This is a genomic window from Mycobacterium sp. TH-M103 (genome assembly GCF_057473785.1).
This window is the reverse complement of the sequence record NZ_JBYCLG010000221.1, coordinates 1-13504: the sequence shown is the minus strand read 5'-3', so window position 1 is coordinate 13504 and position 13504 is coordinate 1. Positions and strand designations below refer to the sequence as shown.

Genomic DNA, 13504 nt, shown 5'->3' with positions numbered 1-13504 from the left:
CCCGGGCGGCACTTTTGTGCACCGTGATCTCAACAGCGCTGCGGCAGCGGCGCTATCCACATTCGTCGTTGGCGGCCGCCCGCGCGGCGACGATCACCGCTGCCTGCCGGGCCAGGCTCAGCCGCGCCCACGGGGTATCCCAGCTGCCCGGGGTTCCCGACGGCGACGCCTGGACCATCGCCAGATACGGCTCGACCAACGATGCGCCGGAGCCGGGCTGGGCATCCATCCACACCTTCGCGGCGTGACAGGCCTGGAAGTACTGCTCCTCGGTGGAATCGGCGGGGACGTCCACCCGGGTCGTCACGCCGGCGGGGGACAGGCCGATCGGGGCGGGCGGCGCCGGACCCCGGACACCGGCGCTGCCCGACGGCCCTGCCGGCGCCGACGTGGTCCCGCCACCGCCCGAGCCGCGCGAGCAACCGGCGAGCGCCGGCGAACATGCCAGCACGCCGGCAGCGAGGACGACGGCGCCCCACCGCGGGACCCGATGACTGCGCCGGCGCACTCTGCCAATCTATGCAACACTGGCTGCCGTGATGGAGCACTCCGGAATTTGCAGGTGTTGTCGGCGTTAGCACCCCGCCGCTCGCCCCGTCCGTTTTCCGTCTCTGGAGTTCCTCGATGTCCCTGCCCGTCACCCGTCATGCGGCCCTGCGCGCACGCGGCATCTCGTCCCCGTCCTCGGGGCCCACGCGGCTGCGGGTGCCCGACCTGCTCCACGCCACCGACCGGGCCGCCGACGACGTGCTCAGCGGACGTTGCGACCACCTGCTGCCCACCGGCGGCATCCCGGAGTCGCGGCGCTGGTTCACCCGCATCCACGGCGACGACGAACTCGACGTCTGGCTGATCGGCTGGGTGCCGGGCCACGCCACCGAACTGCACGACCACGGCGGGTCGCTGGGGGCGCTGACCGTGTTGTCCGGTGCGCTCGACGAATTCCGTTGGGACGGCGAGCGATTGCGGCGCCGTCGGCTCGAGGCCGGGGATCAGGCCGGGTTTCCGCTGGGCTGGGTGCACGACGTGGTGTGGGCGGGCGGGGGCGACGGCGGTGTGCGTCCGGCGCTGAGCGTGCACGCCTACTCGCCGCCGCTGACCGCGATGTCGTACTACGAGGTCACCGACGCCGACACGTTGCGCCGCAACCGCACCGAACTGACCGGCCACCCAAAGGGGCCGTGATGAGCCGCATCGACGTCGTCCTTCGATCCGCCCGGCGCCGCTACCGCCGGCTTCCCGCCGCCGAGGTGCCCGAGGCGCTGCGCCGCGGGGCGGTGCTCGTCGACATCCGGCCGCAGGCGCAGCGCTCCGACGAAGGTGAGCTGCCCGGGGCGCTGGTCGTCGAACGCAACGTGCTGGAATGGCGCTGCGATCCGACCAGCGAGGCCAGGCTGCCCGAGGCCGTCGGCGACGATGTCGAATGGGTGATCGTGTGCTCGCAGGGTTACACCTCGAGCCTGGCGGCGGCCACGCTGCTGGACATCGGTCTGCACCGGGCCACCGATGTCGTCGGCGGCTATCACGCGCTGGCCGACGCCGGGGTGCTCGACCGGCTGCCCGGATCCCGTTAGTCGCCGGAGTGCAGCAGCGGCCGCAGTCGCTCGGTCTTGGCCGCTGTCCAGCCGGGTGGCGACAGGACGGCGGCCCAGCCGTTGGCGACGTCGGCGACGTAGCGATGGCCATGGCCGTCGGGCACGTCCAGGGCGACCGCCATGTCGGCGGTGACCTGCAGGAACGTCACCACCGGGATCCAGCGCGTCTGCGGCAGCACGTCGTAGCCCCGTTTTTCCTTCAGCCAGTCCGGTTCCTTGAACAGCAGGCTGGGCGTCCACCAGGCGATCGGGTCCGACGCGTGCTGCAGATAGACCACCCGCGGGACGTCCCAGGCGGCGTCCGGACGCGCGAAATTGCTTGGGCGGGCGACGAACCGGACGTTCTTGCCGTCGTGGTAGATCGGCAGCCACTCCGGTGAGCCGGGATCGCGGGTGGCGGTCAGGTCCGTCCAGATGGTGTTGTTGAACGTCGGGCCGCTGAACAGCGCCCCGTCGGTGCGTGCCAGGACGTTGTTGAGGCTCATGAACGGCGCCTCGGCGCCGAAGGACCCCAGGCTCTCGCCGAACACCACGAGCTTGGGGCGATGCCCCTCGGGCATCAGCCGGATCAGCCTGTCGACGGCCTCGAAGAGCGCCTGGCCGGCGTGGCGGGCGTTCTCCTTGTCCACCAGGAACGACAGCCAGCTGGGCAGGAACGAGTACTGCATGCTCACGACCGCGGTGTTGCCGTTGTACATGTACTCCAGCGCCGAGGCTTCGGCCTCATTGATCCAGCCGGTGCCGGTGGTGGTCCCCACCGCGACGACGGCGCGCTGCAGCCCGCCGGTGCGCTGCAGCTCCTGGGCCGCCAGCTCGGCGGTCGCGGTGATGCCGTCCGTGGTGGCGTCCAGGCCGGCGTAGGCGCGGATCGGCTCGGTGGCCGGGGCCCCGTTGAACTCGGTGAGCTGCTCGACGGTCGGGCCGCCCTCGACGAAGATGCGGCCCTCCCGGCCCAGCGACTCCCACGACACCAGCGATCCCGGGCCACCGGAGCGCAGCGGCGTTCTCGGGGGCGCGGTGGCGGGGTTCATCTCGTCGTTGGCCGAGGCGAAGGTGTGGTTCATTGTGCGCATCGCGGACTTGAGTACGACGCCGTTGAGCACGGTGATCGTGAGGACCGCGAGCGTGACCACCACGATGGTCGCCGAGAGCCGAAACGGCGCCACCCGGTCGACCCGCCTGACCAGGAAGCTGACCAGCCAGCGGATGGCCTGCCCGATCTCGACCAGCGTGAACAGCACCACCAGCGACAGTCCGGCGGCCACCGGGTAGTCGTACCAGCGCAGGTGCGGCACGCCCATCAGGTCGCGCACGTCGTCCTGCCAGACGTGGAAGCGGATCGCCATGATCACCATGCCGACCGCCCCGATCGGGATCAGCACCATCCAGGCCCAGCGCGGCGCCGGCGGGCTGGAATTCCGGTCGCTCATGTAGCGGACCAGCCAGACCGCGAAGACGCCGAGCCCGTAGCCGATAGCTCCGGAGATCCCGCTGACCAGTCCCTGGAACAGCGCGGTGCGCGGCAGCAGCGACGGCGTCATCGAGCACCACACGAAGACCAGCCCGACGGCGGTGCCGGTGAAGGTGTAGTGGCGCAGCCACCACTGCCGGCGGCCGAGCACCGACTCCCGTGGTGTGGCTGTTGCGGTTCCGGCTTCCGCACTGTCGGCCGCCGGTTGGTGGCCGACGGTGCTGGTCGCGGAAGCCGCTTGGTCCATCGAAAGCCCTACCGGTGGCGGAAGTTCGGAGGGCGTTTCTCGATGAAGGCGGCCATGCCCTCGGACTGGTCCTCGGTGGCGAAGGTCGAGTGGAACAGCCGGCGCTCGTAGAGCAGGCCCTCGGACAGGGTGGTTTCGAACGAGCGGTTCACGGCCTCCTTGGCCATCCGGGTCGCCGAGCGCGACATCTGCGAGATCGTGGTGGCCACGGCCCTGGCCTCGGTCAGCAGGTCGTCGGCCGGTACCACGCGCGAGACCAGGCCGCTGCGTTCGGCTTCCGCGGCGTCGATGGTGCGCCCGGTCAGGATCAGGTCCATCGCCTTGGCCTTGCCGATGGCGCGGGTGAGCCGTTGGGAGCCGCCCATGCCGGGCAGCACGCCGAGTTTGATCTCCGGCTGGCCGAATTTCGCCGTGTCGGCGGCGATCAGCAGGTCGCACATCATGGCGAGCTCGCAGCCGCCGCCGAGGGCATGACCCGCCACCGCGGCGATCGTCGGGGTGCGGACGGCCGCCAATTTCGCCCAGGGGGCGAAGAAGTCGGCGCCGAAGGCATCCGCGTACGTCAGCGCGGCCATCTCCTTGATGTCGGCACCGGCGGCGAATGCCTTCGCCGATCCGGTGATGATGATCGCCCCGATGCCGGGATCTTCGTCGAATTCCGTCGCTGCGCGGGTGACTTCGTTCATCACCCGACTGTTGAGAGCGTTGAGCGCCTGCGGCCGGTTCAGCGTGATGACGCCGACCCGCTCGTCGCGCTCGACGAGGATGGTCTCGTATTCCGTGTCTGTCACCGAATCCGCCTTTCTCAGAAGCTCAAGTCGTCGTCGACCGGCGCGAAATACGCGTCGACGTCGGCCGCGCTCACCGCGGCCAGCGTCGCCGGCGACCACTTCGGGTTGCGGTCCTTGTCGATCAGCTGCGCCCGGATGCCCTCCACCAGGTCGTGCGATCGCAGCGACGCACTCGACACCCGATAGTCTTGCACCAGAACATCTTCCAGCGTCCCCAGCTTCTCGGCCCGGCGCACCGCGGCCAGCGTCACCGACACCGCGATGGGGGAGCGGGTGGCGATCAGGTCGGCGGCCTCCTGCGCGGCGGGTGCGCCGTGTCCGCGCAACGCGGCCAGGATGTCCTCGGCGCTGTCGGCGGCATAGCATTCGGCGATCCAGTCCCGTTGTGCGGCAAGCTCACTCGGTGGTGGTTCGACGGCGTGGCGGGCCAGCGCGGCGTCGGGCCCGTCGGCGACGACCGCGCGGGTGAAGGCCTCGAGGTCGCCGTGCGGGACGTAGTGGTCGGCGAATCCCATCGCGATGGCGTCGGCGCCGGAGAACGGCGCACCGGTCAGGGCGGCGTGCAGACCCAGCGCACCCGGCGCGCGGGACAGCAGGAAGACCCCGCCCACGTCGGGGATGAACCCGATGCCGACCTCGGGCATCGCGACTTTCGACGTGTCGGTCACCACCCGGGTGTTCGCGTGCGCGCTGACGCCGACCCCACCGCCCATCACGATGCCGTCCATCAACGAGACGTACGGCTTGGCGAACCGGCCGATCTGGGCGTTGAGCAGATACTCCTCACGCCAGAACCGCCGCGCCTCCACCCCGTCCTTGCGGGCGCTGTGGTAGACCGCGACGACGTCGCCGCCGGCGCACAGACCGCGTTCCCCCGCCCCGGCGAGCACCACCGCGCGGACTGCGTCGTCACCGGCCCAGTCGGTGAGCACCGCCCGCAGCGCGTCGACCATCGGCTGGTTCAGCGAGTTGATCGCCTTGGGGCGGTTGAGCGTGATCAAGCCGACGTCCCCCTCGACGCGGGTCAGAACCTCGTCGGATCCCTCTGTCACGCCCTGGCCTCCTCTTGTTCGCGATCCGTTCGCATTCTGCGCGGCCGCCTCGAAGCCGAACCCGGCCTCGACGAGAAATCTAGATCGTTCCGAGGTCGGCAATGCCTGCGGGTAAGGTTTATGTTTAAGCCGACGACCACATCCGAGGCAGGAAACACTCGTTAGACGCCGGCTCTGTCGGGAACTCCGGTCGGGCCATCGATCGTTGAGTGTGTGTTCGCACATATCTCGAAGCCACAGCCATGAGAGAGGATCCGACGGTGCGGGAGACTAGCAACCCGGTATTTCGTTCGCTGCCCAAGCAGAGCGGCGGATACGCGCGCTTCGGCACGGGCGCGTCGCAGGTGCAGCAGGGCTACTACCAGGCCGATGCTTATCGGGCCCCCTACCAGGAGGCCAAAGCCACCCGTCCGGTGACCATCGACGACGTCGTCACCAAGACCGGCATCACGCTGGCCGTGCTGTCGGCCGCCGCGGTCGTCTCCTACTTCCTGGTGGCCGGGAATGCCGCGCTGGCGATGCCGCTGACCATGATCGGTGCGCTCGGCGGACTGGGACTGGTGCTGGTCGCCACCTTCGGGCGCAAGCAGGACAGCCCGGCGATCGTGCTCAGCTACGCCGTCCTGGAGGGGCTGTTCCTGGGCGCCATCTCGTTCGTGTTCGCGAACTTCCAGGTGTCCTCGGCCAGCGCCGGCGCCCTGATCGGCGAGGCGGTGCTGGGTACCTTCGGGGTGTTCTTCGGGATGCTCGTGGTCTACAAGACCGGGGCCATCCGGGTCACGCCCAAGTTCACCCGCATGGTCGTCGCCGCCCTGTTCGGTGTGCTGGTCCTGATGCTCGGCAATTTCGTGTTGGCGATGTTCGGCGTCGGCGGCGGCACGGGCATGGGCCTGCGCAGCGGCGGGCCGCTGGCGATCATCTTCTCGCTGGTGTGTATCGGCATCGCGGCCTTCAGCTTCCTCATCGACTTCGACGCCGCCGACCAGATGGTCCGCGCCGGCGCGCCGGAGAAGGCGGCCTGGGGCATCGCGCTGGGGCTGACGGTGACCCTGGTCTGGCTGTACATCGAGATTCTGCGCCTGCTCAGTTACCTGCAGAACGACTAGTTCCTTCACCAAAAAACGGCACGCCGACCGGCGTGCCGTTTTTTTGGTGCTCGCCGGTTCAGCTCAGCCGCTCGATGATCATCGCCATGCCCTGGCCGCCGCCCACGCACATGGTTTCCAGGCCGAACGTCTTGTCGTGGGTCTGCAGGTTGTTGAGCAGCGTGGTGGCGATGCGCGCGCCGGTCATGCCGAAGGGGTGGCCCAGCGCGATGGCCCCGCCCGACACGTTCAGCTTGTCCTCGTCCATGCCCAGCTCGCGCGCCGAGCCCAGCACCTGCACCGCGAACGCTTCGTTGATCTCGTACAGGTCGATGTCGCCGATCGACATCCGGGCGCGCTCCAGGGCCTGCTTGCACGCCTCGATCGGGCCCAGGCCCATGATCTCCGGCGACAGCCCGCTGACCCCGGTGGACACGATGCGCGCCAGCGGTGTGAGGCCGAGTTCCTTGGCCTTGGTGTCGCTGGTGATGACCAGCGCGGCGGCGCCGTCGTTCAGCGGGCAGGCATTGCCCGCCGTCACCGTGCCGTTGGGCCGAAACACCGGCTTGAGCTCGCTGACCTTCTCGTAGGTGGTGCCGGCCCGCGGGCCGTCGTCGGTGCTGACAGTGCTTCCGTCCGGCAGGGTCACCGGGCAGATCTCGCGCTCGAAGAAGCCGCTCTTGATGGCCTCCTCGGCCCGGTTCTGGCTGCGCACCCCCCAGCGGTCCTGCTCCTCGCGGCTGATCCCGGTCAGCAGCGCCACGTTCTCGGCGGTCTGGCCCATCGCGATGTAGACGTCGGGCAGGTTGCCGTCGGCGCGGGGGTCGTGCCACTCGTCGGCGCCAGCCGCGGCGGCCGCCGAGCGCTCCTGGGCCGCGTCGAACAGCGGATTCTTGGTGTCGGGCCACGAGTCGGAGTTGCCCTTACCGAAGCGGGAGACCGTTTCCACGCCCGCGGAGATGAACGCGTCGCCCTCCCCGGCCTTGATCGCGTGGAACGCCATCCGCGTGGTCTGCAACGACGACGAGCAGTACCGGTTGACCGTGGTGCCCGGCAGGAAGTCGTAGCCCAGCTCGACGGCGACGACGCGCGCCATGTTGAACCCGGATTCGCCGCCGGGCAGGCCGCAGCCCAGCATCAGGTCGTCGATCTGGTGCGGGTTGAGCGCGGGAACCTTGTCGAGCGCGGCGCGCACCATCTGGGCGGCCAGGTCGTCGGGCCGCATGCTGACCAGTGACCCCTTCATGGCGCGGCCGATCGGCGAGCGAGCGGTGGACACGATGACAGCTTCAGGCATGACGATTTCCTTCGAATCCGATGGGGCGTGCGCGCTTCAAGAGCCGGTCGTGCGCCCACCGCCTACGGGCCCGGACGCGACCACCCCAAATCTAATCGCTGCCCACCGGCTGGTACGACGACGGGGCTGATGACCCCGCTTCCGGACGCCGCCACAGCCGCGACACCACGGGGATGCCGGACTGCGCCGGCGACGCCGGGATGGCCGGCGCAGGGGCTTCGTCCCTCCCGCTGAGCACATCGACGAGCGCCAGCAACAGCGCGTCGGCCGCCAGCGCGTAGGCGGCGGGGGAGGGGTGGTAGCCGTCGGCGGAGAACATCGCCTCGGGCGTGGCCCGGAACTGCGGCGCCAGCAGATGGGCCAGGGGCACCGGGACCCCGCCCGCGGCCCGCACCGAGGCGGCCTGGGCGCGGGCCAGCTGCGAGGTGCGCGCGTGTGCCAGCGAGCGCAGCGGCTGCGGGATGGCGCTGATCACGCCGAGGTCCGGGCAGGTGCCGACGACCACCACCGCGCCGTGGGTGCGCAACCTGCGGACCGTCAGGGCCAACCGTTGCGCCGACGGGCCGACGCCGTTGAGGGCGGTCACGTCGTTGGCGCCCAGCATCATCACCGCCGCGTCCGGCGGGGGGCCGGCGACGAACATCGCGTCGACCTGCCCGCACACCCCCTTCGACGTCGCGCCGACGATGGCCTTGGTGCTCAGCCGGATGCGGCTTCCAGTGCGTTCGGCGAGCCCGCGGGCAATGAGCACGCCCGGCACTTCCTCGGCGCTCGTGCAGCCGTACCCGGTTGCCGTCGAGTCGCCGAAGATCATCACATGCAGGTCGGAGTGAATGCCGCGATACCATCGCTCGACCGGACCGCCGCCGGGCGCGTAGACGCCGTCGGCCCGCGGCGGGATGTCCCACGACTTCGGGATCACGGTGCGCGCGTGCGTCGCCTGGCCGAGCAGCAGGTTGCGAGCGCCCAGGTACGCGGTACCCGTCGAGGCGAGAGCCCCTGCTGTGGCCAGGGCGATCGTCGAACGACGCGGCACCCGGATGGTCACGGTGATCAGTTTAGACCGGCTCGGGGGTTTGCGCGGGCGCCTTCTGAACAAACTGATCACGTTGTGAATCAGATGTGGTATCAACTTTGGCCGTTCAATCGCCTTCTGTGGCAACGCGTGTCAAGCTGACGCTCGACGGGTTAGCTGAATGGCGCGGCGGGAGCCGGTAACCAGACGCTTAGCTGCCGCGTCGCATGCCGTATCGGACTACAAAGACGTAGGAAGTGTTGAGCATGACCGCATTTCGCGACGAATACAGCTCGCCCCGACCCCCCGTCCGCACCCACGATGTCCTCAAGGCCCGCAGAGCCCGGGCCCGCCGATTCGCCATCAGCGACGGCGCACCGGTCGAGGTCCTCGAATCCGGGCCCAGCATCGCCGCGCGGGTGGCAGGCCTGGCCGCGCGGCTGACGATCCGGCCGGTGCTTGCCGTGGGCAGCCATGCCCCTCACGTGCCGTGGCCCTGGGGGCTGATCGACTTCGCGTCGCGGGTGCTGCTCCCGGTGACGGCCACCGTTCGCGAGACGATCAACCTGCGCAACGCCTCGGCGCAACTGGTGCGCGCGCCCGGGGTCCTGCCCGCGGACGGCACCCGCCGGGTCGTCGTCTACCTGCACGGCGGCGCGTTCTTGACCTGCGGGGCGAACTCGCACGGCAGGCTCGTCGAAGCGTTGTCCGAGTTCGCCGACGCGCCCGTCCTGGTGGTCAACTACCGCCTGCTGCCCAAACATTCGATCGGCATGGCCCTCGACGACTGCCACGACGGATACCGGTGGCTGCGTGAGCGCGGCTATGAGCCCGACCAGATCGTGCTGGCCGGCGACTCCGCCGGCGGCTACCTGGCGCTCGCGCTGGCGCAACGTCTGCAACGCGAAGAGGAAAGCGAGGTACCGGCCGCGCTGGTGGCGATCTCGCCGCTGCTGCAGCTGGCGAAGGAGTGCAAGCAGGCGCACCCCAACATCAGGAGCGACGCGATGTTCCCCCCGAAGGCGTTCGACGCCCTCGACGTCCTCGTCACCAGCTCGGCAGCCAAGAACACGGTGGACGGCAAACCCGAGGAGATCTACGAGCCGTTGGAGCACATCACCCCCGGGCTGCCGCGCACCCTGATCCACGTCTCGGGTTCCGAGGTGTTGCTGCACGACGCCCAGCTGGCCGCCGGCAGGCTGGCGGCGGCCGGGGTCCCGGCCGAACTGCGCGTCTGGCCCGGTCAGATCCACGACTTCCAGCTGGCCGCGCCGATGGTGCCGGAAGCGGTCCGCTCGCTGCGCCAGATCGGCGAGTACATCCGCGAGGCCACCGGCTAGGCGGCCCGACGTGCGCCTGAGACGATGAGCGGATGCGGATCGCGCAGCACATCAGTGACCTGATCGGTGGTACCCCGCTGGTGCGCCTGCACGCCGTCGTCCCCGCCGGTGCCGGCGTCGTGGCGGCAAAGGTCGAATACCTCAACCCCGGAGGCAGCTCCAAGGACCGGATCGCGGCCAAGATGATCGATGCCGCGGAGGCCGGCGGGCAGCTCAGACCGGGCGGGACCATCGTCGAACCGACGTCGGGCAACACCGGCGTCGGTCTCGCCATGGTCGCCCAGCGCCGCGGGTACCGGTGCGTCTTCGTGTGCCCCGACAAGGTCAGCGAGGACAAGCGCAACGTGCTACTCGCCTACGGCGCGGAGGTCGTCGTCTGCCCCACGGCGGTGCCGCCCGAGCATCCCGACAGCTACTACAGCGTCTCGGACCGGCTGACCCGAGAGATCGACGGGGCGTGGAAGCCCGACCAGTACGCCAACCCGGAGGGACCGGCCGGCCACTACGAGACGACCGGCCCGGAGATCTGGGCCGACACCGACGGCAGGGTCACCCACTTCGTCGCCGGGATCGGCACCGGCGGGACCATCACCGGCGCCGGCCGCTACCTCAAGGAGGTGTCCGGCGGGCGGGTGCGCATCGTCGGCGTCGACCCCGAGGGATCGGTGTACTCCGGCGGCAGTGGCCGGCCCTACCTGGTCGAGGGGGTCGGCGAAGACTTCTGGCCGGCGGCCTACGACCCGGGCGTGCCCGACGAGGTCATCGCGGTGTCCGACTCCGACTCGTTCGACATGACGCGGCGGCTGGCTCGCGAGGAGGCGCTGCTGGTCGGCGGCTCGTGCGGGATGGCGGTGGTGGCCGCGGTGGAGGTCGCCGAGCGGGCCGGACCCGACGCCCTCGTCGTCGTCTTGCTTCCCGACGGCGGCCGCGGCTACCTGTCGAAGATCTTCAACGACGCTTGGATGTCGTCGTACGGGTTCCTGCGCAGCCGCCTCGACGGCTCCACCGAGCAACCCACGGTAGGCGAGGTGCTGCGCGGAAAATCCGGTGCGCTGCCCGCCCTGGTGCACACCCATCCCTCCGAGACGGTGCGCGACGCCATCGGGATCCTGCGCGAATACGGCGTGTCACAGATGCCGGTGGTCGGCGCGGAGCCCCCGGTGCGGGTCGGCGAGGTCGCCGGCAGCGTCTCCGAACGCGAACTGCTCTCGGCCGTGTTCGAGGGTCGCGCCAGACTGGCCGACGCCGTATCGCAACACATGAGCCCGCCGCTGCGCATGATCGGCGCCGGCGAGTCGCTCGGTGGCCGGCGCAGCCCTGCGCGACTCGGACGCCCTCATGGTGGTGGAACAGGGCAAACCCGTCGGTGTCATCACACGGCAGGACCTGCTCGGCTTCCTCTCGGACGTGCCGCGGCGGCGCTAGGGGAGACCTCTTGGGCGGCCCCCGTCTCAGGTAATGTGGGTCGGCCCGGTTCGACCAACTCCGCAGCGGAAGGTTGCCCATGACCGATCAACCGCCACCCGGCGGCGCTTACCCGCCCCCGCCGTCGTCGCCCGGGCCCTCCGGCGGGCCTGAGCCGGAAGCCGGTAAGCACGAGGCGCCACCGCCGCCCCCACCGCCGGGCGGAGGCGCTTACCCGCCGCCCCCCGGCCCGTCCTCCCCGCCGCCGCCCCCGCCGCCCGGCGGGGGGGCTTACCCCCCGCCGCCCCCGCCCTCCGGCGGGTACGCGCCCCCGCCGCCCGGCCCGGCGATCCGCACCCTGCCGAAAAGCGACTACACGTCGTGGTTTTCCCGGGTGCTGGCGTTCGTCATCGACATCCTGCCCTACGTCATCTTGCACTCGATCGGCACCGGAATCCTGATGACCACCCAGCAGACGTCCTGCGTCACCGACATCACGTCGTACGCCGTCAACCAGGTGTGCGCCACCCAGAACTCACCCGTCGGGGTGCTGGCGCAGGCACTGACCTCGGCGGTGGGGTTGTTCTACCTGATCTGGAACTACGGCTACCGCCAGGGCACCACCGGTTCGACCCTGGGCAAGTCGGTGCTCAACTTCAAGGTGGTCAGCGAGGTCACGGGGCAGCCCATCGGGTTCGGGCGGTCCATCCTGCGTGTCTTCGCGCATTTCGTCGACGCGATCATCTGCTTCGTCGGCTTCCTGTTCCCGCTGTGGGACGCCAAGCGGCAGACGCTGGCCGACAAGATCATGTCGACGGTTTGTCTGCCGATCGGAGGTAGGTAGCCGCGCGGATGAAAGGAGAGCGCAGCACACCTCCCCGCGGGACGGCCGGACTGGCCACCCGGGCCATCCACGCCGGCTACCCGCCGGATCCCGCGACCGGGGCTGTGAACGCCCCGATCTATGCCAGCAGCACGTTCGCGCAGGACGGTGTGGGCGTCCTGCGCGGTGGGTTCGAGTACGCGCGCACCGGCAACCCGACCAGGGCCGCGCTGGAAGCCTCGCTGGCGACCGTCGAGGAGGGCGCGTTCGCGCGGGCGTTCAGCTCCGGGATGGCCGCCGCCGACTGCGCCCTGCGGGCGATGCTGAGACCGGGCGACCACCTGATCATCCCCACCGACGCCTACGGCGGCACCTTCCGCCTCATCGACAAGGTGTTCACCCAATGGGGTGTCGGCTACACGCCGGTGGCGCTGGCGGACCTGGACGCCGTCCGCGCCGCGATCACCCCGCAGACGCGGCTGATCTGGGTCGAAACACCGACCAACCCGTTGCTGTCGATCGCCGACATCGCCGCCATCGCGGGTCTCGGGGCGGACCGCGGTGCGAGGGTGCTGGTCGACAACACGTTCGCCTCACCCGCGCTGCAGCAACCGCTGACGCTGGGCGCCGACGTCGTGCTGCACTCGTGCACCAAGTACATCGGCGGCCACTCCGACCTGGTGGGCGGCGCGCTGGTCACCGATGACGAGGAGTTGGACGCCGCCTTCGGTTTTCTGCAGAACGGGGCCGGCGCGGTACCGGGCCCGTTCGACGCCTACCTGGCGATGCGTGGCCTCAAGACGCTGGTGCTAAGGATGCAACGCCACGGCGAGAACGCCCTGGCCGTGGCGCAATTCCTCGCCGAGCACCCCGCGGTGACCACCGTGCTGTACCCGGGCCTGGCCGGCCACCCGGGGCACGAGGTCGCGGCGCGGCAGATGCGGGGCTTCGGCGGCATGGTCTCGGTGCGGATGCGGGGCGGGCGGCGCGCCGCCCAGGAACTGTGCGCCCGCACCGAGGTGTTCATCCTGGCCGAGTCCCTGGGTGGGGTGGAGTCGCTGATCGAGCATCCCAGCGCCATGACGCACGCGTCGACGGCCGGGTCGCAGCTGGAGGTTCCCGACGACCTGGTGCGGCTCTCGGTCGGCATCGAGGACGTGGCGGATCTGCTGGCCGATCTCGACCAGGCCCTGCGCTAACCCGCGCGCCAGCACTAGGCGTTAGGAGTGGTAGGGTTCCGCGCTGACGAGCGTGACCTCGACGGTGCTGCCGTTGGGAACAGTGTAGCTGCGGGTCTCGCCGACCTTGGCGTCGATCAGCGCGCCGCCCAGCGGCGAGTTCGGCGAGTACACCTCGAGCTTGCCGTCGTTGACGCCCTCCTGGC

Annotated in this window: 12 protein-coding genes and 2 pseudogenes; 7 read left to right on the top strand and 7 right to left on the bottom strand. The window is 70.2% G+C overall.

The window, feature by feature from the left end; genetic code table 11:
- Positions 1 to 52: 52 nt before the first annotated feature.
- Entirely contained in the window at positions 53 to 508 is a 456-nt protein-coding gene (locus AC2VOR_RS12845) for a lipoprotein LpqV (RefSeq protein ID WP_369737327.1), read from the bottom strand.
- A 116-nt stretch (positions 509 to 624) separates the two neighbouring features.
- On the opposite strand from AC2VOR_RS12845, the gene AC2VOR_RS12840 reads away from it, so the two are divergent.
- Positions 625 to 1185, top strand: coding sequence for a cysteine dioxygenase (locus tag AC2VOR_RS12840; RefSeq protein ID WP_369737328.1), 561 nt, complete (start codon positions 625 to 627; stop codon positions 1183 to 1185).
- A complete protein-coding gene (locus AC2VOR_RS12835; RefSeq protein ID WP_486963900.1) occupies positions 1185 to 1574 on the top strand; it encodes a rhodanese-like domain-containing protein in 390 nt (129 codons plus the stop codon). The genes AC2VOR_RS12840 and AC2VOR_RS12835 overlap by 1 nt, the downstream gene beginning before the upstream one ends.
- On the opposite strand, the gene AC2VOR_RS12830 is transcribed toward AC2VOR_RS12835, so the two are convergent.
- The 3 genes from AC2VOR_RS12830 to AC2VOR_RS12820 are packed head-to-tail and all read right to left on the bottom strand — an operon-like array spanning position 1571 to position 5156.
- A complete protein-coding gene (locus AC2VOR_RS12830; protein WP_369737330.1) occupies positions 1571 to 3313 on the bottom strand; it encodes an alpha/beta hydrolase in 1743 nt (580 codons plus the stop codon). The genes AC2VOR_RS12835 and AC2VOR_RS12830 overlap by 4 nt on opposite strands.
- Before the next feature lie 8 nt (positions 3314 to 3321).
- A complete protein-coding gene (locus AC2VOR_RS12825; RefSeq protein ID WP_369737331.1) occupies positions 3322 to 4104 on the bottom strand; it encodes an enoyl-CoA hydratase in 783 nt (260 codons plus the stop codon).
- A gap of 14 nt (positions 4105 to 4118) precedes the next feature.
- Entirely contained in the window at positions 4119 to 5156 is a 1038-nt protein-coding gene (locus AC2VOR_RS12820) for an enoyl-CoA hydratase/isomerase family protein (protein ID WP_486963899.1), read from the bottom strand.
- 260 nt (positions 5157 to 5416) lie between these two features.
- Between AC2VOR_RS12820 and AC2VOR_RS12815 the strand changes: the two genes are divergently transcribed.
- Positions 5417 to 6262, top strand: a complete 846-nt coding sequence (locus AC2VOR_RS12815) for a Bax inhibitor-1/YccA family protein (RefSeq protein WP_369737333.1) — start codon at positions 5417 to 5419, stop codon at positions 6260 to 6262.
- A 58-nt stretch (positions 6263 to 6320) separates the two neighbouring features.
- Here the strand turns inward: AC2VOR_RS12815 and AC2VOR_RS12810 are convergent, their stop codons facing one another.
- Together AC2VOR_RS12810 and AC2VOR_RS12805 are read right to left on the bottom strand one after the other, a co-directional pair.
- The gene (locus AC2VOR_RS12810) at positions 6321 to 7538 is read right to left on the bottom strand and encodes an acetyl-CoA C-acetyltransferase (RefSeq protein ID WP_369737334.1); all 1218 of its coding nucleotides are present in this window, start codon (positions 7536 to 7538) and stop codon (positions 6321 to 6323) included.
- Between the two features lie 231 nt (positions 7539 to 7769).
- Positions 7770 to 8574: pseudogene (locus AC2VOR_RS12805) on the bottom strand (SGNH/GDSL hydrolase family protein); the annotation flags it as partial.
- A gap of 245 nt (positions 8575 to 8819) precedes the next feature.
- On the opposite strand from AC2VOR_RS12805, the gene AC2VOR_RS12800 reads away from it, so the two are divergent.
- From AC2VOR_RS12800 to AC2VOR_RS12785, 4 genes and pseudogenes are all read left to right on the top strand, one after another.
- The gene (locus AC2VOR_RS12800; RefSeq protein WP_369737335.1) at positions 8820 to 9893 is read left to right on the top strand and encodes an alpha/beta hydrolase; all 1074 of its coding nucleotides are present in this window, start codon (positions 8820 to 8822) and stop codon (positions 9891 to 9893) included.
- A gap of 32 nt (positions 9894 to 9925) precedes the next feature.
- Positions 9926 to 11318: pseudogene (locus AC2VOR_RS12795) on the top strand (cystathionine beta-synthase).
- Between the two features lie 79 nt (positions 11319 to 11397).
- Positions 11398 to 12141, top strand: a complete 744-nt coding sequence (locus AC2VOR_RS12790; protein WP_461479861.1) for an RDD family protein — start codon at positions 11398 to 11400, stop codon at positions 12139 to 12141.
- A gap of 8 nt (positions 12142 to 12149) precedes the next feature.
- On the top strand, positions 12150 to 13319 hold the full coding sequence (locus AC2VOR_RS12785; RefSeq protein WP_407685613.1) for a cystathionine gamma-synthase: 1170 nt from the start codon (positions 12150 to 12152) through the stop codon (positions 13317 to 13319).
- Positions 13320 to 13340: 21 nt separating this feature from the next.
- Here the strand turns inward: AC2VOR_RS12785 and AC2VOR_RS12780 are convergent.
- Positions 13341 to 13504: GreA/GreB family elongation factor (locus AC2VOR_RS12780; protein WP_486963906.1), on the bottom strand; the 164-nt coding region annotated here is incomplete at its 5' end.

Coding starts and splice junctions, on each gene's coding strand:
- AC2VOR_RS12835 (WP_486963900.1), top strand. CDS start 1,185: ATGAGCCGCATCGACGTCGTCCTTCGATCCGCCCGGCGCCGCTACCGC.
- AC2VOR_RS12830 (WP_369737330.1), bottom strand. CDS start 3,313: ATGGACCAAGCGGCTTCCGCGACCAGCACCGTCGGCCACCAACCGGCG.
- AC2VOR_RS12810 (WP_369737334.1), bottom strand. CDS start 7,538: ATGCCTGAAGCTGTCATCGTGTCCACCGCTCGCTCGCCGATCGGCCGC.
- AC2VOR_RS12840 (WP_369737328.1), top strand. CDS start 625: ATGTCCCTGCCCGTCACCCGTCATGCGGCCCTGCGCGCACGCGGCATC.
- AC2VOR_RS12800 (WP_369737335.1), top strand. CDS start 8,820: ATGACCGCATTTCGCGACGAATACAGCTCGCCCCGACCCCCCGTCCGC.
- AC2VOR_RS12785 (WP_407685613.1), top strand. CDS start 12,150: ATGAAAGGAGAGCGCAGCACACCTCCCCGCGGGACGGCCGGACTGGCC.
- AC2VOR_RS12790 (WP_461479861.1), top strand. CDS start 11,398: ATGACCGATCAACCGCCACCCGGCGGCGCTTACCCGCCCCCGCCGTCG.